Origin of the sequence: Peribacillus sp. NPDC096447, from assembly GCF_044762725.1 — a bacterium.
In the GTDB taxonomy this organism is placed as follows: domain Bacteria; phylum Bacillota; class Bacilli; order Bacillales; family DSM-1321; genus Peribacillus.
On the sequence record NZ_JBIWEV010000002.1, the window covers coordinates 404,942 to 426,420 of the forward strand.

Annotated in this window: 17 protein-coding genes and 1 pseudogene; 4 read left to right on the forward strand and 14 right to left on the reverse strand. The window is 41.4% G+C overall.

Annotation, left to right across the window (positions count from 1 at the left end):
- Positions 1–57 precede the first annotated feature (57 nt).
- The 10 genes from kynA to ACIQZD_RS08910 all read right to left on the reverse strand — a co-directional run bounded on the left by kynA (position 58) and on the right by ACIQZD_RS08910 (position 12,201).
- Positions 58–903, reverse strand: a complete 846-nt coding sequence (kynA, locus tag ACIQZD_RS08865; RefSeq protein WP_402900888.1) for a tryptophan 2,3-dioxygenase — start codon at positions 901–903, stop codon at positions 58–60.
- A gap of 17 nt (positions 904–920) precedes the next feature.
- Positions 921–2,270 carry an amino acid permease gene (locus ACIQZD_RS08870; protein ID WP_402900893.1) on the reverse strand — a complete coding sequence of 450 codons (1,350 nt, stop codon included), beginning with the start codon at positions 2,268–2,270 and terminating at the stop codon, positions 921–923.
- A 14-nt stretch (positions 2,271–2,284) separates the two neighbouring features.
- Positions 2,285–3,571, reverse strand: coding sequence for a kynureninase (kynU, locus tag ACIQZD_RS08875; RefSeq protein ID WP_402902046.1), 1,287 nt, complete (start codon positions 3,569–3,571; stop codon positions 2,285–2,287).
- A 32-nt stretch (positions 3,572–3,603) separates the two neighbouring features.
- Positions 3,604–5,121 (reverse strand): carboxylesterase/lipase family protein, encoded by a 1,518-nt coding sequence (locus ACIQZD_RS08880; RefSeq protein ID WP_402900896.1) that lies wholly within the window; start codon positions 5,119–5,121, stop codon positions 3,604–3,606.
- 224 nt (positions 5,122–5,345) lie between these two features.
- Entirely contained in the window at positions 5,346–5,759 is a 414-nt protein-coding gene (locus tag ACIQZD_RS08885; protein ID WP_157831082.1) for a MerR family transcriptional regulator, read from the reverse strand.
- A gap of 85 nt (positions 5,760–5,844) precedes the next feature.
- Positions 5,845–7,485, reverse strand: coding sequence for a SulP family inorganic anion transporter (locus ACIQZD_RS08890; protein WP_402900900.1), 1,641 nt, complete (start codon positions 7,483–7,485; stop codon positions 5,845–5,847).
- A 511-nt stretch (positions 7,486–7,996) separates the two neighbouring features.
- Positions 7,997–9,406, reverse strand: a complete 1,410-nt coding sequence (locus ACIQZD_RS08895; protein ID WP_402900903.1) for a GH1 family beta-glucosidase — start codon at positions 9,404–9,406, stop codon at positions 7,997–7,999.
- A gap of 263 nt (positions 9,407–9,669) precedes the next feature.
- Positions 9,670–10,791 carry an NADH-dependent flavin oxidoreductase gene (locus ACIQZD_RS08900; protein WP_402900906.1) on the reverse strand — a complete coding sequence of 374 codons (1,122 nt, stop codon included), beginning with the start codon at positions 10,789–10,791 and terminating at the stop codon, positions 9,670–9,672.
- Positions 10,792–10,812: 21 nt separating this feature from the next.
- Complete coding sequence (locus tag ACIQZD_RS08905) at positions 10,813–11,121, reverse strand: iron-sulfur cluster assembly accessory protein (RefSeq protein ID WP_137020368.1); 309 nt, start codon at positions 11,119–11,121, stop codon at positions 10,813–10,815.
- Between the two features lie 81 nt (positions 11,122–11,202).
- On the reverse strand, positions 11,203–12,201 hold the full coding sequence (locus ACIQZD_RS08910; RefSeq protein WP_402900911.1) for a Gfo/Idh/MocA family protein: 999 nt from the start codon (positions 12,199–12,201) through the stop codon (positions 11,203–11,205).
- A gap of 209 nt (positions 12,202–12,410) precedes the next feature.
- Between ACIQZD_RS08910 and ACIQZD_RS08915 the strand changes: the two genes are divergently transcribed.
- Positions 12,411–13,196: an SDR family oxidoreductase gene (locus ACIQZD_RS08915; RefSeq protein ID WP_350301801.1), complete on the forward strand. Its 786-nt coding sequence runs from the start codon at positions 12,411–12,413 to the stop codon at positions 13,194–13,196.
- Between the two features lie 64 nt (positions 13,197–13,260).
- Here the strand turns inward: ACIQZD_RS08915 and ACIQZD_RS08920 are convergent, their stop codons facing one another.
- Entirely contained in the window at positions 13,261–14,493 is a 1,233-nt protein-coding gene (locus ACIQZD_RS08920) for a multidrug effflux MFS transporter (RefSeq protein WP_402900916.1), read from the reverse strand.
- A 731-nt stretch (positions 14,494–15,224) separates the two neighbouring features.
- Positions 15,225–16,202 (reverse strand): 2-hydroxyacid dehydrogenase, encoded by a 978-nt coding sequence (locus ACIQZD_RS08925; RefSeq protein ID WP_402900919.1) that lies wholly within the window; start codon positions 16,200–16,202, stop codon positions 15,225–15,227.
- 326 nt (positions 16,203–16,528) lie between these two features.
- Here ACIQZD_RS08925 and ACIQZD_RS08930 point away from each other — a divergent pair, with 326 nt between their 5' ends.
- Together ACIQZD_RS08930 and ACIQZD_RS08935 are read left to right on the forward strand one after the other, a co-directional pair.
- A complete protein-coding gene (locus tag ACIQZD_RS08930) occupies positions 16,529–17,494 on the forward strand; it encodes an MBL fold metallo-hydrolase (RefSeq protein WP_402900921.1) in 966 nt (321 codons plus the stop codon).
- A gap of 196 nt (positions 17,495–17,690) precedes the next feature.
- On the forward strand, positions 17,691–18,887 hold the full coding sequence (locus tag ACIQZD_RS08935) for a M14 family zinc carboxypeptidase (RefSeq protein ID WP_402900923.1): 1,197 nt from the start codon (positions 17,691–17,693) through the stop codon (positions 18,885–18,887).
- Positions 18,888–19,042: 155 nt separating this feature from the next.
- On the opposite strand, the gene ACIQZD_RS08940 is transcribed toward ACIQZD_RS08935, so the two are convergent.
- Together ACIQZD_RS08940 and ACIQZD_RS08945 are read right to left on the reverse strand one after the other, a co-directional pair.
- On the reverse strand, positions 19,043–20,014 hold the full coding sequence (locus ACIQZD_RS08940; protein ID WP_402900925.1) for a TRM11 family SAM-dependent methyltransferase: 972 nt from the start codon (positions 20,012–20,014) through the stop codon (positions 19,043–19,045).
- A 146-nt stretch (positions 20,015–20,160) separates the two neighbouring features.
- Positions 20,161–21,252, reverse strand: a complete 1,092-nt coding sequence (locus ACIQZD_RS08945; RefSeq protein WP_402900927.1) for a CotH kinase family protein — start codon at positions 21,250–21,252, stop codon at positions 20,161–20,163.
- Positions 21,253–21,398: 146 nt separating this feature from the next.
- Here ACIQZD_RS08945 and ACIQZD_RS08950 point away from each other — a divergent pair.
- Positions 21,399–21,476: pseudogene (locus tag ACIQZD_RS08950) on the forward strand (CotG/ExsB N-terminal domain-containing protein); the annotation flags it as partial.
- Positions 21,477–21,479 lie beyond the last annotated feature (3 nt).

The following is a 21,479-nucleotide window of genomic DNA, read 5'->3' on the forward strand; positions in this document are numbered from 1 at the left end:
ATTAAGGCCTTGGGAAATATCTAACCATTGATTCATGATATCCCCCCCAGTCAAAGCTTACAGTTTGGTCCTTAATGTCCAAAGCTCAGGAAAAAATGGCTGTTCGACCACTTTCTTCAGATAACTTACACCGGACGATCCGCCAGTTCCCTTTTTATTACCGATGATCCTTTCTACGGTGCTCATATGATTGAATCTCCAGAATTGTTGTTGACTTCCAATATCAACGAGTTTTTCGGCCAACTCATATAAATCCCAGTAGTTATGCACATCACGGTAAACGGTCAGCCATGCTTTTTCAACACTTGCATTTTCCTGATAAATTAAAGACCAATCCCTCTTCAGGACGGATTGATCGATGGGAAGCCCTCTTGCAGCCAAAGCCCCTATAGCCGCATCATAAATACTTGGTTTATTCAAGGCTGCCATCATCGACTCATAAAGCTCGGGCTGATGACGGAAAACGGCCAATATTTGCGAATTCTTTTGACCCATCGCAAATTCTATCAACCTGTTCTGAAATGATTGAAACCCTGAAGAGTTTCCTAGTTTCTCCCGGAATTCCATATAATCGGATGGCGTCAAGGTCGAAAGCACATTCCAAGATTGAACAAGTTGCTGTTGGATCCTGGCCACTCTGGATAGCATCTTAAAGGAAGGCTCCAAATGTCCTGCCTCAATATGATCAGTTGCCGCAGTCAATTCATGGATAATCAATTTCATCCACAATTCACTTGTTTGGTGAATGATGATGAACAGCATTTCATCGTGATGGCCGGAAAGTCGATGCTGACTTGATAAAATTTGATTTAAATGCAGATAGTCCCCATAGGACATATCTTTTTCAAAATCTGTTACCATACATTCTTCCAAACGATGTTCATCTCTTTGCCCCTTATCCATACTATCCCTCTTTCCCTTTACTTTCTTTTGAATTTCGACATCAATAAATAAACGATGCAAAGAAAGATCAGCCAAGGAACCCCGAACTGGAGCACGATTTTAAATGGGCCAGTGAACCAGGTAGATACCGTCAAAGCAAACAAAAGAAATGCACCAAGAATCGTTAGATATGGAAACCCATACATTTTAACCGGTAATTTGCGGCCCCCTGATTTCTCCCACCTCTTTCTGAAATATAAATGGGAAATGAACACCATGAACCAGGTTAAAATGGCTCCGAACATCGATATCCCCATCATGAATGCATATGAAGTATCCGGAAGCAGGACCTTTACTCCTGCAGCAAGAAATATTCCTAAAGTGGATATGAGAAGGGCCCTTACCGGGACACCTTTCCTGCTCACTTTTTGAAATAAGGCTGGAGCCTGCTTTTGCTCGGATAACGAAAATATCATTCTGGTGGAGGCATATAATTGACTATTCATAGCGGATAAAGCAGCGGTTAAAATAATGAAATTCATTATCCCCGATGCCCCGGGAACATTCAGGATTTCCATTACCTTAACAAATGGGCTTTTATCAATACCTGCAGATTGCCAGGGAACAATCATTAACATGATCCCGATAGTCAGTACATAAAAAGTGGCAAGCCTGAAGACAGTTGCCTTTAAAGCTTTAGGGACGGCTATATCCGGGTCCTTTGCTTCTCCAGCGGTCACCGCAATCAATTCAGTTCCTAAAAAGCTGAAGAGCGAAATGAATATGGCGACCCAGAGGCCCCAAAATCCGAAAGGCATAAAACCTCCATCATTGCCATAGTTCTCTACACCGATCCCGCTTGAAGGTCCGGCGCCAAACACCACATAGGCGCCCAGTAGAATGAATATGACAATGGCGCTTATCTTGATCATTGAAAATACATACTCAAAATTCCCGAATGTATTGACACTCGTCGCATTTACATAGATTAGCAGTGCAGCAAAAAGGAAAATCCAAACACTTCCAGGTACAGCAGGGAACCAATATTTCATATAAACAGCGATGGCACTCACTTCGACACCAATGGCAAGAACATTCGCTATCCAATATGAATACCTCACAACAAAACCCGCAAATGGACTTATATATTTTTCAGCAATGGTTCCAAAGGATCCCGATGTTGGATAGGCTACAGTCATTTCCGCCAAACAGCCCATCAGCAGAAGGACAATGAATGCACCTATTGCATAGCTGATAAGTACACTTGGACCTGCCGTTGAAATCGCAAGGCCGCTGCCCAAGAATAACCCGGTGCCAATTGCACATCCCATGGCTATCATGGTGATTTGATTCGATGATAATTCACGATGCAGTTTATTTTTCTCCATATGTTGCTCCCATTCTAGGCAATGATTCCCCTTTTATTTTCATAGTTTTCATATAATCTGCCGTCCATGATCTTCTTAAGCACCTGTACAGTTTCATAGACTTCCTGAAAAGAGGTATAAAGTGCAACAGGTGCTAAACGAATCATATTCGGTTCACGATAATCGGGAATGATGGCCTCTTGTTTCAATGCTTTACAAATTCTTGCAGCTTCTGGATGTTCAAGGATGATATGACCGCCCCTTTTTGCTTCATGCCTTGGGCTCCCAATCCCAAATCCATATCCCGTCAATTCCGAATGTATTAAATCCATAAGATATTGAGTCAGCTTCAAGGATTTCTTCCGGACTTGTTCTATCCCCGCTTCCGCAAACATTTCAAGCGAGCCTAAAAGGGGAGCCATGCTTAATATATGGGGAGTTCCAATTTGAAAGGCACCTGCCGAATTTGCCTGGGTGAAGGTATGTTCCATATCGAACTGCTTATCTTTCCGCGAGCCAAACCATCCAGCCAAACCGGGCAGCCTTGCAAAATGCTTACGGTTCACATATAACCCCGCTACACATCCTGGTCCGCCATTCAAATGCTTATAATTACACCAAAACGCGAAATCCACTTCCCAGTCGTCAAACAAATGCGGGATGGCTCCCACGGAATGACAGGCATCGAATCCTATCATGATTCCACGCGCATGCGCTTCCTTTGTTAACCTCTCCATTTCAAGGATCTGTCCGCTTCGATATAAAACCGTCGGAAGTACAATCAACGCTATTTCCTCGTTCATCTCTGCAATGATGTCAGCTTCTTCAAGGAATTTACCATCTCGGCTTTTCACCTGAACCAAGTGTGCCGAAGGATCAAGCCCATGCAATCGGAGCTGGCTTTGAAGTGCATAGATATCACTCGGGAAGGTTAGTTCATCCGCCAAAATCTTATTCCTGCCAGCTCTCGGTTCAAAAAAAGTGGCCGCAAGCTGATGCAGATTAGCTGTAGTCGACCCTCCCATTATCACTTCATCCTCTAAAGCACCTACTAGCGGGGCACTCAATTCACCCAATCTCTCAGAAAAGTAAAACCAGGGCTCGGTGCCTTCCGTCCACCCATCGATTCCATACCTTTTCCAATCATCCAATGACTTCATTAAACTTTTCTCAGCCCGCTTTGATAAAAGTCCCAATGAGTTGCCATCCATATAAATCATTCCGGGGTTCAAGTAGAACTCCTCTCTGTAAGAAACTAATGGATCTTCCTGATCCAAAGTTTCCGCATACTCTTTCGTTGACATGAAATTATTGATATCCATGTTCTCCCCGCTTTCTTCCAAGCCGCTATTTTTCACTTGTAAATCCCAACCCCTTCCCATGCCAACCTTATCATTCTGTCAGGATCTTTTTCAATATAATCCTTTTTATCAAAAATCATTGTGTAGTGATTTCTTTCATCATATTTCGGCCAGATTTCTCCTTCCGGGGGATTGGGGTTTCCATATTTCGCAAAGTTGACCCAATGGCCCTGCATTCTATGGGAAACCTTTAGGGCAGCTGACCTTGAACCATATGAAGTAATCCGTTTCCCAAATGCCGAGTCGAAAGTCTGGAAGGCAAAAGGAATTTCCATACCATGTGTCGCCCCTAATTTACTTATGCGCATTGCCGCCGTTTTATAATCAAAACGGTACATCCATGTTTTTTCAAAGCGGCTGTATGCCTCCGCATACCAAACCGAGGGAATATGGAAAGTGGCATCACGGCCAATGCCAAGCACAGCTTCCTTTTCTGGGTAGTTTATATAAGCATTCGTAATTCGCTCTTTCGCCTCTGGATCAGTGTTTTCGAACATTTTCTGAATCATCGCCGCATTAGTTGGGATTAACGGGGGATTCATCTGGTCGAATAACGTTGCTTCGTCCCTATTTGTTCCTATAAGCAATGGTATTCCCTTTGCTTTTCCGGATCGAATCGAATCTAGTGGATAATCGGGCAGGAAGTCACCATCTACGACAGGTCCAAATGATAGTGAGCCCGGCATGGCCTGTGAATTTTCCTGTAAGAGTTGGTAGGAGGCCGTGACAATCTCTTGAACTGGAAGTGTCTTTAAGCGGTGGATTTCATCCTTTCCAATGCCCAATATTTCAAGGAACCTTTCACTGAACTGGCGCGCAAATCCTTTTCCGTAAACAGATGTCGGAGCGGGACTTTCCGCAATGGCCTGTTTAAAAAGACCTCTCGCTGAAGGAACAGTAAGTAAAGTCGTCACCGCATTGCCACCAGCTGATTCACCAAATATCGTAACATTATCAGGGTCGCCGCCAAACGCCTCTATATTTTCTTTAACCCATTTCAGAGACGCAACTTGATCACGTAAACCTAAATTGGTTTCAAATATTTCTCCCTCACCTGCCAACTCGGAAAAATCCAGATATCCCAGTGCCCCCAGCCTATAGTTGATGCTTACTACGACTACATCTCCATTCTTAGCCAGTAAATGTCCATTGTACATATCAAGGGATCCAGCTCCCGTTATGTATGCTCCTCCAGGAATCCACACCATGACCGGGCGTTTTTTATCATCAGCCCTAGGCGACCAAATATTCAGGAACAAGCAATCCTCATCCATTTTTTCATTTCCGGTCATTCCTGTCCTTACCGCCCGATCATCCATCGGCTGCGGGGGAATCGGACCAAAATCCACTGCATCCAGGACACCGTTCCATTTATCAACTGGCTCCGGCGAGAGGAAACGCAGACCCTCAATCGGCGCTTTCGCATACCTGACTCCACGCCAAACGCATATATCGTTTTCCATAGTACCTTGAAGATGTCCTTTTACCGTCGTAACTATCGATCCAATCATTCCCTTTCACCTCTTCATATAGTGGTAGATACTTAAGTTCTTCTTTTTCCATTCCCTTATATCCTTCATCTTTATTGAAAAAAGATCTATAGACTCGTTCTTCCAAAATACCGCATCGTATATAAAGTCAGGTTATCCTCATGAGTTTGAAGTTTTCATTAAATGGCCAGTTAACAAAAAAAGACCCAATCAGGTCCTTTTTTTTGTTGAACTTGGCAAAAAGCTTAGGCGAGCATGGCAAGGATACTCAATAAAGAGCTGCCCCGAACGGAAAGCTGTTGTGCAGCATAAGTTAATTGCTGTTCATCGAGCTGTTCCAATAAAGGCTTTAATTCTAGCAATTCATTCTCCAGTCCTTTTAGGTCTGTAGATAGCTTGTCCACCATCAAGAGCACTTGCTCAGAATCAACAGTGGTTTCCGACCAGACTTGTAACCGTTCCTTGATTTCGGTCAAAGGCATATTCTGTTCTTTATACCGATTAATCATTTGAAGACGATTTAAAGCATCTTCTGTGTAATACCGATATCTTGACCCAGTTTTTTCATAGTTCAGCATTCCTAATTGTGTGTAATAGTCAATGGTTCTTCTCGAAACATTCGCTAGTTCAGCAAGCTGGCCAATCCGATATATATTCATCCAGATAGTCACCTTCTTTTAAAAATCTACTGTTAACGATACTATAACATAACTATCCAAAAAGGTGACTTCGAGGATGAAACTATTAGACTACTTTATCCGAATTGCCCTTCAACTGCTTCTTGGCAAAATACAGGGCATCTTCCTTCGATTTAAAAAAGTGCTGTTTATCTATTTTATGATACAACCCAGTGCTGAGTAACAATTCCTTGGGTTGCTGCTGAATTCCGGAAATGATTAATTTCCCCTTATATTTTCCGATGCGATTAACAATCGCCAATAGTGCAGCCTCTGCTGAAGTGTCCATATATGTTACCCGGCGCATGCTTAATACCAACACTTTCGTCTTATTATCCAAGTTCTCCAATATCGATGACTCCAAGACGTCTATCGATCCAAAGAAGAGGGGACCTTCCAAGTTATACACATTGATCTTTGAATCCGAATTATCAATTGGAACAATCTCGGTAATCTCATGACTTCTTTCCCTGACTTTTAACGTGTGGCTCATTTTTGCAATGAAGGTGATGAATGCAATCAATAAGCCGATTCCCACTCCCATGATTAAATCAGTGAAGACTGTGACGAGGAAGGTGACTAGCAAAACCGCAGAATCCGCCGTCTTCGTTTTCAATACATGAGCGAATTCCTTTCTTTCGCTCATATTCCAGGCAACAAACATCAATATGGGCGCCATGCTAGCCAAAGGTATATGCGCTGCATATGGAGAAAGCACCAGCAAAACCAGTAAAACGACAATTCCGTGAATGACTCCGGACATCGGGGAGACTGCCCCGCTTTTTATATTGGTAGCTGTCCTGGCAATGGCACCTGTTGCAGGTATCCCGCCGAAGAATGGGGTCGCGATGTTCGCGATTCCTTGCCCAACCAATTCCTTATTACTATCATGCTTGGTTCCCCCCATGTTATCGGCCACGGTAGCGGATAACAATGACTCGACACCGCCTAACAAGGCAATCGTAAAAGCAACGGGAAGGAGTGTGATAATGACTTCCACTGATAGCTCCGGCACTTGGAATTCCGGAAAACCTTTCGGAATCGCTCCATACGTCGAACCAATCGTAGCCACCTTATCGGGAAATAAAAAGTAAGCTGCAATTGTGGAAATCAGCAGACCCAGAAGCGGTCCTGGTACTCGTGGCAAAAGTCTAGGTGCCAGCAGTATGACGACAAAACATATAATCGCAACAATCACACTATATAGATTGATCGTGTCTGCTTTAATCACCAGTTCCTTCATGTTATCCATGAACGCTTCATGTTTTTCCACTTTCATACCAAAGAAGTTGGCAATTTGCCCTGAAAAGATTATTATCGCAATTCCTGTTGTAAATCCAATGATGACGGGACGGGGAATGAACTTCATCAAATTGCCTAACTTAAGAAGACCCATCACGACTAACATCATTCCGGCTAAAAACCCGGCAATAAGCAGGCTTTCATACCCATATTGCATAACGATTCCAAATAATAAAGGAACAAACGCCCCGGTTGGCCCTCCAATTTGATACTTGGAGCCACCCAAAATCGATATGAGGATTCCAGCGATGATGGTCGTATATAACCCGTATATCGGTTCGACGCCTGAAGCAATTGCAAAAGCCAATCCTAAAGGGATGGCTACAACACCTACGACCAATCCTGCCGTTACGTCCTTTTGAAAGCCCTTCATATTATATCCTTGAAATCTAGAATCTTTTATCATCTTTTTAAAACTCACATCCTTAGTCGTTTTTTTAGTTGGGATCTACCATCATCAGGAAAAATGACATTCTTTCATTTTAGAGGGAGTTGCTTGATCGAAATTAATCTAACTATTGTAGGTTTTTTCAACGGGACAAACCATGCGGGGGGACTTTTCAAAGCTAAGAAATAATCGTCATATGTAATCTCCTTATGTTAAGTTATTTGACATGGCCTCGACCACGCTTCAACATTATACAGTAAAACGTAAAACTGTACATTGTTAGTAACGTTAACATTTGTTTACATTTTTTTGAATCTTTTTACATTTACATTACAATCCGGGACCATATTTCCAGTCTAGTTAATTTGAAGCCGGAGATTCAGACTACGAATCAGGAGATTTGAACTTTGGACTAATTCCCCATACCGGAAAACTTGCTTAATGACCAATAGAAAAAGCATGTTTTGAGAAAGATTGCTCAAAACATGCTCTATAAAAACTCAAGGCTCTATATATGTTTTCTTTCAGTTTACAGCTCTTTTCCTCTCGTCTCGATAATATGCTTATACCAATGAAACGACAGCTTCTTTTTCCGGTTTAACTGATCATGATGATCCACGTAAATAAATCCGTATTGCTTCTTATACCCGTTTAACCAACTTAATAGATCAATGACAGACCATGCGTAATATCCTTTTAAATGGATGCCTTCTTTGATTGCCCGCTTAATCACTTTTAAGTGTTCCTCAATATATTTAATACGGGGAACATCCACTATTTCACCATCGATAATCGGATCCTCATCACCAAGTCCGTTTTCTGTAACATACATTTTAATATCACCATAACGCTCTTTTAACATATGAAGCCCATCTAAAAATCCTTGAGGTGAGATTTCCCAGCCCCATTTTGTATATGTTTTATCTTCCATTTTTACGGTCCGATAAAAGCCATCAAAAGACGGGTTTCCTGGAGCTAGAGTAGATGTTTCTCTTGAATGCTCCATATTTGAAACGGCTTCCCGATTTTTTTCCACACGAATGGGCTGGTAATAATTGAGTCCAATAAAATCATTTTTCCCCGCATTTCTTTTTAGCGTATCAAGTTCTTCTTCGGTCCAACTTGGTGTCCAGCCTTTCTCCTTCAATTGCTCAACCACATAAGCTGGATATTCACCTTTTAAAATTGGGTCATAGTACCAAAAAGTTTCATATTCATTGGCATGCCTAGCAGCTAATACATTCTCATGTTTGTCATCAATACTATAAGCTGGCAGGAATACATGGGTAATCCCAATTTCACCGTAATGATTCAGTGCCTTGTATACCTCTACCGCTTTGGCATGTGCATAAAAAACGTAATGTGTCGCTTGAAAGTATTTATTTTCATCGTTTTGGATTCCAGGCGGGTGCGCTCCTTTTAGATACCCTAAACCGCAAAACATAACCGTTTCATTAAATGTGATCCAATGTTTGACGCGGTCTCCGAATGCGCGATAACAAATCTCCGCATACTTGACGAATGCTTCAGCTGTTCGCTTATTCGTCCATCCCCCACCTTGTTCAAGCGTCAAAGGCAAATCCCAATGATACAGCGTAACAAATGGAACAATCCCATATTTTAAGCATTCATTAATAACATTATTATAAAATCCCAAACCTTTTTCATTGATTTCCCCGTCACCGGTTGGCAAAATACGTGCCCATGAAATGGAAAACCGATATGATTCAAGTCCCATCTCTGCCATTAATTTAATATCTTCTTTGTAACGATGATAATGGTCTATCGCTACATCCCCGTTTGTACCTTCATATGTTTTCCCCGGTATCTTTGAGAAGACATCCCAATTTGTTATACCTTTACCATCTTCATCCCATGCTCCTTCTATTTGAAAAGAAGCGGAAGCTGCTCCGAATAAAAAATCGTGTGGAAACTTCAATTATTACCCTCCATTTCATACCCTCTTATTAAATTTATGATAATACATTTTATTCATTGGCACAAATATTAATTTTTAATTCACGTAAAACATAAGCCTTAAAGATAGTATTTACTATCAGGGAATGATTAAATCCAGAATTCTGCTGAATCAACCTCTCTTTTTCTAGCTGAAGATGATTGATTTATAGTTTCATATGAAAACATGCAAAAACCCGTCCACCTTTGGAGGACGGGTTACACATATATTCAAGGCGTTAGCAATCACTCCACAACCGGGAGCCAGCCTTTTATCCCGATCAACTTTTCCCAAAGCGGATCTGGAATGACCAGTTCATGCTGATCTTTTTTTGAAAGGGTAGTCCGTATTTCCGCTTCTTTTCCAGACCTGATTTTTTCAATCCAATGCGGTTCCATAAGAAGTTCACGGCCAAGGGCGATAAATGGGACACCCGTTTCCATAGCTTCTGCAACTTCATCGGGTGTCTGCAGTGAGCCTACACCGACAACAGGGATACGATTACCTACTTTATCGTAAATATTAACGATGCGCGACTTTGTCCTATCACTCTCGCGGAATGAGCCATTCCAGAAGTGGCCTACCGATATATGTAGATAATCCAGGTTTTGATTCGCTAATCTATCGACGAATTGAATCGTATCATCTAATGTGATTCCAGGATTGCTGCCTTCTTCAGGAGAAAGGCGGTAGCCGATGATAAACGGCTTTTGCGCATGCTCAGCAACCGTTTTCTCGACTTCATTCACAATGGTAAGCGGGAAAATCAATCGTTTTCCCAGTGTTCCACCCCAGTTATCCGTACGACGGTTCGAGTGTGGCGAGAAGAATTGCTGCAGCAAGTACGTATTGGCACCATGGATTTCCACACCATCGAATCCTGCTTCGATGGCCCTTCTTGTTGCTTCTCCAAATGCCTTAATAACGTCTTGTATTTCAACTTCACTCATTTCCCGCGGTACAGGTGCTTCCTCACTGGAAGCAATGGCACTTGCAGAAACAGGTTGGTTATCAGGCAATAATTCCGGCGGACTTTGCCGGCCTCCATGATATATTTGCAGAATCGCTTTTGAGCCGTTGGACTGAATCGTTTCGGCTAGTTTTCTCAAGGATGGGATAAAGAAATCGTCATCTGCACTAAGTTGGCCTGGGAATCCCTTGCCTCCAGCAGATACATAGGCACATGCCGTGACCACCGCACCTACACCAGCCGCTCTTTCAGCGTAATAGGCCAGTTCATCATCGGTTACAACGCCTTGATCATCCGAAGAATAAGTGGTCATAGGAGCCATCATGATACGATTTTTCACTTCTACCCCTGATGGAAATATATATGGTTGAAAAATCTTTTCGTATTTTTGATTCATGCCAATCCTCCCCCTTAACTCTTAGTGGTGATGATGTCCGTGCGGTTCTTTAGAAGGATTCGTGATTTCAAAGCCTTCTTCAGGCACATAAAAATATTTAATCCAGACACCATCCAGAAATTCTTCACGTGAATCAAGCAAAATATCGATATCTTTATCTGTTTTGACAATTTCATCATGCTCTGCCGGTGTATCCAGCTTCATGTCATAATGGGCATGATCGCCATGCATATGGGTGATATATACACGAATCATTTTCCCTTCGGCTTCTTCAGTGCTCAGCATTTTTTGTAAGACCTTTGCTGCATTGCGATTTATTTTGCAATTCATGTCCATTCCTCCAACAATAAAATTATCCCTGTACTGAATTCTACCCAATTAAGGGTTATCAGTAACATCCATTTTTCCCCTTCATGATTGGCCATGTCCTCGGTCTGAAGGAAAGACGATACCGATTTGCTTTCTTGCTTCATCCATGATTTCCATAGTCAACAGTGAATTCGAATATGAATTTATATCGGATTCCATTTTCCCCTGCTGTATCAAATCAACAAATTCTTTTGCTTCATAATACATGGTAGGCATATCCTGTTTAACAGAAATATTTTCAGTGATTCCATCCCGATACTGAATATTCACCGCTTGCGGTCCTGAAATTTTCTGAATGATGATGCTTCCAAGTTCACCTTGAATTTCCGATGGCAAATTGGATTCAGTAATCTTGGAAAACATGACGACTGCCTCCATTTCATCATAGGAAAGCAGAATCGTTCCCTGCCCATCAACTCCTGATTCAAGCATCGTTCCTGATGCCTGCACCTTATTCGGTTTACCGAACAGTACAACAAGTGGATAGAGGACGTAAATGCCTAGATCCATTAAAGAGCCGCTGGAGAATTCAGGATTGAATGCATTCAGCACAGTCCCTTGTTTATATGAATCATAGCGTGATGAATATTGGCAAAAGCTTCCCGAGAAACGCCTTATCTTCCCGATTTTATCCAGATTCCCTTTTATACTTTCAAAATTCGGCATGATGGTCGATTTCATCGCTTCCATCAATAGCACATCATTTTGTTTTGCTGCCTCAATCATTTCCCTTACTTCTGCCGCATTCGAGGCCATTGGTTTTTCACATAATACATGTTTTTTATTTTGTAAAAACAACACGGCTTGCCTGCAATGATGAGAGTTAGGGCTTGCTATATATACAGCGTCGATTTCATCGCTGGCAGCCATCGCTTCTAAATTCGTAAAAATCGTATGTACTTCGTATTTATTGGCAAATTCCTTTGCTTTCTCTTCTGTACGTGAATACACGGCGGTTAATGATAAATCCTCTACATGCTTCGCAGCCTCCAAAAATCGTTCCGTGATCCAATTTGTACCTATTACCCCTAATCTTATCAACGTCCTATCCCCTTTCAAGCCAACTTAATTATGTCCTCAATATACAGACATTTCATTGAAAAACAAAGTATAATGAACACTCGCAAATGTTTAAATTGGATTTTTCAGGCAATATTCGTTTATAATTTTTCTATATTACCACTGCCATGATGTTTCTACATACTCCCAAATTGGGAAAAGAAGACTTAAAAAAGGAGCGTGTGAAGTTTATGACAGAATTAATGAAAAACAAAGTTGCCATCATTACCGGTGGAGGATCGGGAATTGGCCGGGGCGCTGCACTGAAACTAGCTGAAAACGGCGCGAACATCATCTTTTTTGACCGTACAGTCGAAAATGCCGAAAAAGTGAAGGAAGAAGTGGAGAACCTTGGTCGAGAGGCTTTAATCATTAAAACGGATGTATCCAAGGCCGAGCAAGTTGAACATGCCTACAAGACGGCCTATGAACATTTTGGGAAAATTGATTTTGTATTTGCAAACGCAGGCATCAACGGAGTGATTGCCCCTATAGAAGACATAAAGCCAGAAGATTGGGATCAGACCCATACCATCAACCTCAAAGGCACCTTTCTAACCATCAAATATGCCATTCCCTACATGAAGGAAACGGGTGGCAGCATCGTAATCAACAGCTCCATCAATGGAAACCGATATTTCAAGAATTTTGGTTTTTCCGCTTATAGTTCATCCAAAGCTGGTCAAGTCGCTTTCGGAAAAATGGCTGCACTCGAATTGGCAAGATATAAAATCAGGGTAAATACCATTTGTCCCGGCTCGATTGATACGAACATTCACGATAACACATTCCCGGAAGATGAAAACCTAAAAAAAATCACGATTCCCATTGAATATCCCCAAGGCTCCCAGCCCCTGGCGAGGAAAGCGGGGACTACCGAACAAGCTGGTGATCTCGTATTGTTTCTAGCATCAGACATGTCCTCCCATGTTACGGGCACGGAAGTTTATATCGATGGAGCAGAATCACTATTATGATTCATACTTACTCCCTTAAAGGAAAAAGCTGAAATCCACATCAGGATTTCAGCTTTTTTCCTTTTTAAGCAACTCGCCTTAAACCGCGACGGGCAAGGAGTAAATAAGCGAACATGGCGATGACATGACAGCTTACCATCACAATTCCCATCGGCAAGGGTGACTCACCTGAACCTAATCCCACCAGGGGAGCCATTAGTGATCCCAATATGAAGGGAAGCAGGCCTATTAAAGCCGAAGCACTGCCTGCTGTTTTTTTCTGATTTTGCATCGCTAAAGAAAAACTCGTTGTACCGACAATACCTACGCTGGAGACGGAGAGGAATAAAGCGACCAAAATTCCTGCCAACCCCATTTCAAGAAGGACTGAGGCAAGAAGCAATATTCCCCCAAACAAAGCTAGACATAATCCCATTTGAAGCAGCTTTTCTTCTTTAACCTTCCCTGCAAGCTTCCCGGCAACTTGTGAAGCGATGATGATCCCAATCCCGTTAATTGCAAATATCAGGCTGAAGGTCTGTGGGGAAACCCCATAAATGTTCTGGAGAACAAAAGGCGATCCGGAAATATAAGCGAACATAGCGGCACTTATGAATCCTTGTGAAAAAGCATAGCCCATAAACACACGATCCTTCAATAAGTTCCCAAAAGTCCTGATTGTATCATTTAACCCACCGGCACTCCTGAGATTAGACGATAAAGTTTCCTTTATCCCAAAAAATGCAGCCGCAACCATAATGATACCTAATACTGAAATGACAATGAAAACTCCCCGCCAAGAAGTAAACTGCAAAAGTTGTCCGCCAAAAACCGGTGCCAATATCGGTGCCGCCCCATTCACCAGCATTAACATGGAGAAGAACTTGGTCAAATCCGTTCCTGAAAAAAGGTCACGAACTATGGCCCTTGAAATGACTATGCCTCCCGCTCCCGCAATACCTTGGATAAAACGTAATAATAAAAGGAATTCAATGGTTGGAGCAAAAGCGCATAACAGAGATGAAATGCAATAGATGGCTAAAGATATGATTAACGGTGTCCGCCTTCCTTTCGCATCACTTAGAGGCCCTAAATAAATTTGGCCCAAAGCCAATCCTAATAAGCAGGCCGTCAAGCTCAGCTGCGCTAAAGACGTACTGCTATTCAGATCCTCTGCCAGTGTAGGGAGACCCGGTAAATACATATCAAGTGACAGTGGTCCAATCGCTGCAAAAGATCCCAGCATAAGAGCCATCAACAGTCTTTTGGATTTAGTCATTTCGTTGCCTGATGATATCGTTTCCTTCATTTCAATCATTATTACCCCTATACCTTTCAACTAATTGTACTTCCTAAATAAAACTCGACTTTCTTTATTTTACAAAAGATCGGCACAATTTACGATAAGTATGCTTCACTTGAATTCGTTTCTTCCTTTCACACTCAATTAAGCATTTATGTGAGGATAAAGGAAAACTTTTGAAGGTCAAAACAATTCCCACCTTCGGATGCAACTCCATTTGAGCATTATTTTCAGCTTCAGCTAAAAAAAATTCAATAAAAAATGACCCCATTTTGGAGTCACAATATACTGTAGGCAAACTCGAAGTAAAGTCAGTTTGCCTGCCGTTTTTTATTTGAAAAACGTTGGAGTTGATTTCAGCCGGAGCACTTTTTACCACCTATATCGGACGTTTTTTGTTATCCGGAGCTTTTTCTCGGCCGTTCACGTATTTTTCCGACCTACACCGCACTTTATTCGACCGTTCTCATATTTTTCGACCTACACCACACTTTATTCGACCGTTCTCATATTTTTCCGACCTACACCGCACTTTTCGGCCGTTCACGATTTTTTTCGACCTTTACCTCACTCCGAAGCATTTATTTTAAGTTCCACAGATTAAATCTGCTCCCATTCCGCCGACCGTCTGCCAAGTTCATCAATCTAGTGAGGTTTTATCCTATATAAACAATAAAAACTCATGGAGTATAACCAAAAATCGTGAAAGGGATTCGGGATGTGACCATTCCAAACCCATTTTAGGGTCATTTTGATTTATTCAACACTACTAAATTACGGGGAGTATCACCAGATAACCCCTCCATCAAGTTTTGTACAGCAAGAGCTGCCATTTTCAATCTTGTGGCAATGCTAGCACTGCCGATATGCGGCAATGTAACCACATTGGGCAATGTTAGCAGCGGGTGGTCCACAGGGACGGGCTCTTCTTCGAATACATCCAATCCAGCCGCCCAAATCTCTCGACTTTCCAGCGCCTGGTACAACGCTTTTTCATCGATAATCCCGCCTCTTGCGGTATTTATGAGCACAGCCGTCCCTTTCATTAATTCAAGCTGCTCCTTGCCAATCATGTAAGTGGTTTCCGGTGTGAGCGGCAGCATGACACAAACGAAATCCGAGATTTGGAGCAATCTTTCAAGAGGCTGATATTCGATTCCTAATTCCTTTTCCTGTCCATATTTACGGCTTCGATTAAAATAAACTATGTTCATATCGAATCCCTTAGCTCTTTTGGCAAGGGCTTCCCCAATCCTGCCTAACCCGATGATACCCAGCGTCGCACCGTGTACATCTTGTCCGGTCAGCTGCATCGGCGACCAGGTTTCCCACTTTCCACTCCTTAAATAATCTTCAGCCTCCATCATCCTTCTCGCCGTTGCAAGCAGTAAGCCGAAGGTTAAATCAGCTGTCGTTTCCGTTAAAACCCCTGGTGTGTTCGTTACCATGATGCCCCGTTTTGTTGCACTTTGAACATCAATATTATTATGGCCCACTGCCATATTGGCGATGATTTTCAGATTAGGCGCCTGTTCAATCAGTGACTCATCGATTTGTTCCGTCAATAAACAAAGCAGCCCCTCGACTTCTTTCATTTCTTCTTCAAGGACTTCTCTAGGGACCGGTATATCCTCTTGATCCCACATCCTGACATCATAACTTTGACTAAGACCTTCGATGATTTGTTCTGGCAATTTCCTTGTAATATAAATTTTTTGCTTCAAACCATAAACCTCCTATACCGCTTCGTTCCATGAAACGCATTTTTGCACCTTTTATCGCCTTCAGTTTTCATTACATAAAAAATTAAAAGAATATTGGCTAAATTACTGGCTTGTTTATTCAATTTTAAAATAAACTAGATAAATAGACCATTCATTTCCAATCAATCTTACTAATAAATTTCTCGATTGCCTGGAAACTTCCGCTTGACAGTTTCAGTTCATTCAACTAATCATAGAATAATAACCCTTTAAATCTAGTCGTTCATTAGTAATTTCGCAATTTTCCAGATGAAGTTTATCTCGATTTAGGAGGATATGGGACGTTCATGAAAACGAATACAACATTTAAAATTTATCCAATTATAGCCCCAAGCGCTTTATCTTTAAAAAGTATAAACTTTTATTTAGTTAAACAGGATGAATCTTTAACATTAGTCGATGCAGGTATGAATGATGACGTCTGCTGGAATGCACTGCAGCAAACATTAAACGAAAATGGATTTACCGTTGGAGATATCACGGAAATTTTATTAACCCATCACCATGGAGACCATGTTGGTTTGGTCAACCGGATTACCGAACTCCATCCGATTCCCGTTTATGCCCATTCTAAATCGATTCCCCGTTTAAAAAGGGACCCTGACTTCTTAAGTATGAGAATTGAATTTTATAAGCAGCTTTACCATGAGATGGGCTGTGGTGAACTTGGAGATAAACAAGTGGCTTACCTATTCAACGCGGTCGATAATAATAAAGATCAAAAACTGAATGGTGACATCATCGCAATCACGGAAAAACAATGGCTGAACTTTGAAGTGATCGAATTTCCGGGGCATGCCCCGGATCAAATTGCATTCCTTGACCAAGAAGGAAAACGGCTTCTTGCCGGTGATTTATTGATTGAACATATATCAAGCAATGCCTTGATCGAACCAGATGAAAACGGTAATAGGATGCTGACTCTTGTAGATCATATCAATTCATTAAAACGATGTTTAGCATTACAGGTGAATCTCCTCTTTCCTGGTCATGGTAACATCATTGAACAACCTGGTCATACGATTGAAAAAAGACTCAACAGCATAGAGAGAAAATCACAAAAGATCCTGGCCCTGATAGAATCCGGAATTTCTACCGGCAACGAACTGGCAAAGGAGTTTTACAAACAAAAGTATATAACAGAATTCCCGCTCGTCATGTCAGAAATCATCGGCCATTTGGATTATTTAGAATATCAGGGGAAGGTCACGAAACAACTCGTTGAAAATGTAGTTCATTATCAAGCTAAATGACATCAAAAAAGGCTGAAATTTATTGAAATCGTCCCCACTTAGTGGGGATTTTGCTTTTTTGGAAAAATATACAAATCACTCGAATCTGAAATACATAGGCCTTTTTGGGTGTCTTAATTAATCTAACAGGAAAACGATTAGAAAATGAAGAATATATTATCTGAATATTAAATATTTTTAGAATAGGGGATTGAAAGTGAAAAGAAAATTTTTAAAGGTTTTAAGTTCAACAGTAGTAGCGGCAGCATTACTTGGCCCAAATGTCAGCTTAGCTGAAAGAGGACCAAATACGACAGGCGGAATTAATCTTTCTACCGAAGCATTCCTTAATTATGACGAACTTGTAAAAGAATTAAATCAACTTGAGCAAGCGAGTGCAGGGAAAGTCAATGTAGAAGTGGCCGGAAAAACGAATCAGGGTCGTTCCATTCAAAAAGTGACTGTCGGTCATGGTGACAAAGTCGTTCTTATTCAAAGTGAAATTCATGGAAATGAAAAAACAGGAACTGTCGCGTTATTGAACATTCTTAAAAACCTTGGTCAAAGTAACTCACCTGAGGTAAAGAAAGTGCTTGATGAACTAACCATTGTTGCTATTCCAATGATGAACGTAGACGGCTCAGAGCTTGATCGTCGTGGAAATGAGATGACATGGTCTGAGGTTGTAGGTAAATTCCCCCAACTTTCTAATGTAAAACCTACTTGGAACTATTACACTACTCCCAGATCAGGAGACGACTATGCTAGCAAACCGGGATTTGATGTTAATCGTGACTTCAATCCTGACCTAAATTATGTACCAAAGCCTCAAGACTTCCCGGGGGCATCTGAAAAGCCGGGCTGGTTTATTACACCCGAAGCGCAAACGGTACGTGACACATATAAAGGGTTAAAATCCGAATTCGGGAAAGTGGATGTTTTTATCGATCTTCATCACCAGGGGTTCCCATATATCGAAGGAACTGATGAGCGTGCAACTATGTCAATATCAGGAAAATTCGTTCCTAACCCAAGCACTCCAGAAGGTGCTAAATATGCAGAGTATGCAGATAATTTTAAATATGATTTCTCCCGTCAGTTGACACTTACTGCGTATAATGCACTGCAAGCAAAAGGGAATTCAGTTTTTACAAATATTTCATTATACGATCAATCTATTGACTTGCCAGGAACTGCTTTAGGGACGTTTGCTTTAAACGGAAGTGGGACGGTTCTATTTGAAGTTAGTGGTCAAACACAAAACTTTGGGCAAAAAGAGAATGGCCAGCTCGTAAAAACGGTTGAAACGGGGCTAATGGGTATTATCAATGGGGTAACAGATGGATCGGTTCATAATCTTAATCCATCAGACTATGAAAAAATTCCTGAAAGTTCATCTACACCCGGAATCTAGTCAATTTTGAAACTTAATTGTAAAAGGGGCTTGTCCGCCATCTGGCACCGGTTGAATATCGAAGCCAGATGGCAGCACAGCCTTTTTTATTTGTCTATTGACAGGGGTAAGTCCATATCCAATTTAAGATTTCAGCCTTTTTTTGCTGATGAAACTCACACACACACTACAATCTCTCTGGAAAAAATGCCTTTCCTGGCTACACAGCGATCGGCGATCTCAAATCCTGCTTCTTCAATCATATGATCCATCGTGTCGATCGTTACGACGACGACCTTGTCAGCAAAGCCCCTGGCATGTTTAAGGATCGATAGCTGATCTTCCGGCGTCGCATGTGTATATAAATTGTAGGGCATATCGATAATCGCTACATCATATTTACTGGTGACCTCCGAAATCGGACCTGTAGTTACATCACCTTCGAGCCCGAAATAAGCAATGTTCTCCCTGGAACCGTCGGTAACAAGCGGATTGATATCCCGGCCGACAATATTGATCCCCATCGACAATGCTTCTACCAATACCGTTCCAATTCCGCAGCATGGATCAATTGCCTTCACTCCATCCGGATGCGGAACGGCTATGTTGGCAATGGCCCTCGCCACTCTTGTGCTAAGCGCTGTTGAATATTCACGGGGCTTCTTCATATGTTTTAACCAAACCGCTTCAGGTTTGACATACTTCCCAAAATACCAACGTCCGCCAAGGGTCACGATTCCAAAGACCTGATCAGGATTTCGTACATCGGCATTTCCCTGAATGTGCCAGCCAATCTCCCGTTCAATTTCACGCTGTCCATCATAATCTATTTTTGCGTCTTTATTCAAATCGTTAATTTTCACGAATAATACTTTGAACGTCGAATCAGGCAAATGAATATCCTTCACTTGCTCAACGATTTCGGATATGTTTTCCCCTTCAAACATGACGTCGACCCGCCCTTTTATGAAAGGGCTCCTGCTCGGTTCAATTGCTATATCACTTTTTAAAATATCCCCTGAAGTCTCAAAGCCAAAGAACGAGCGCATCTCCATTTTAGATAATGAGCGTTCGTCAGGGGTGCATGTAAACGTATATATATATGCCGGTTTGCGGCTATGATTAGTCAATCCATTCCCATCCTTCATTACTTTAGATTATATCTTTCTATCAAACATAGCTGTAATAGTAGAGAAAAGCAAATGGAATCGTGCAGAAAAAAGCAGGAATGCTTATCATTCAACACTCCTGCTGTTATATTTTTCATTGTTCCATCACTAAAGGATAGGAATTATTATTCCAATTTATGCAGCCGGCTATTTATATACTTTGCACGGGCCTCAATGAATTTCAGGATGAATTCGGGCTCATTATCAAATTTCACAATATTCCCCTTGATATATGGATCTTTTGAAACATAAGGTCTTATTTGATCATGCATTTCCTGAATGATAGGTTTCATATAGTTCACGTTAAAATGATTGTTCAAAATCTCCTTAAGAAGTTCTTGGTATCGGACACGAAATCCCCTTACATCAAGGATTCTAGCAGTCAATGTATTGAACCCCTCGATTCCCACATAATCCTCTTCCATCACTTTCCCGTTAACATCCCTGCCCCATGTCGCATCATAATCCCATGGAATCATTTCAAAGAGTCCAGTTTCTCCATTTCGATACAAGGCATAGTTATGAACGAACCCATCATAGTTTTGTGTGAATATGACACCGGCCAGCCAGCGCAGGTATTTTTCGACATCGACATATTTTGCGATTTCCTTTTCAAAATCCACTCTTGAAATTGTATTGATTTGAAGAATCAGCTCTTGTAAATATAATTCATCCTTTGCTGTTCCGCATTTTTTTTGATAGCCCATCTCCAATGATTTTTTAATTCCTTTATCCAAATCGCTCATCAATGAGAAATTGGCATCACCATCCACTGCATAGAAAATGGCCCCCTTTGGCAGACCCCTTTTCTTCAAATAATATTCATCCACCGATTCCAATTCCAGGTATATCCCTTCGTCTTTTCCGTTCAGATTCAGGAAAACGAACCGGGAGTTCGGTGATAAGGTTCCTATATCCGCAAAAAAGTCTAAAGATAATTTATTTCTTAGTAAAGATTTATCTTTATATTCGGCATTTAAATGAACTTCCTTGGCATTCTTAAAAGTATTAGGTTTATAAAAGACTACATTATAGGATTTTTTGCGAAAACCACGGATATGTGAGCCACGGTAAACAATATCAATATCAAGTTTTTTTCTGTTAAGTGTTAACTTTGCCGGTAAAGGATCATTGCACCATATATCTCTGCGAAGTTCCATTAAATTAACTGGTGAAATAAAAAGCTGGTACACAGGCAGCTTCTTGTCAGAATCCATATAACCCTTCCCTTCACTTTCCTATTAAATTATGGAAAAAAGCGAAGGATGTCACCAAAAAAAACACTATTTTAAAAAGATGGGGGTTTTCTTTAGCACATCACGTACAAGCAACATAGTTTAATGTATAGAAAGGGGGATTATATATGTCAGACATCATTCGTGACATACAGAATGCGGTGGATAGAGCCAATTCCATGGGATTAAGCGATTTCATGTTTAAGGAC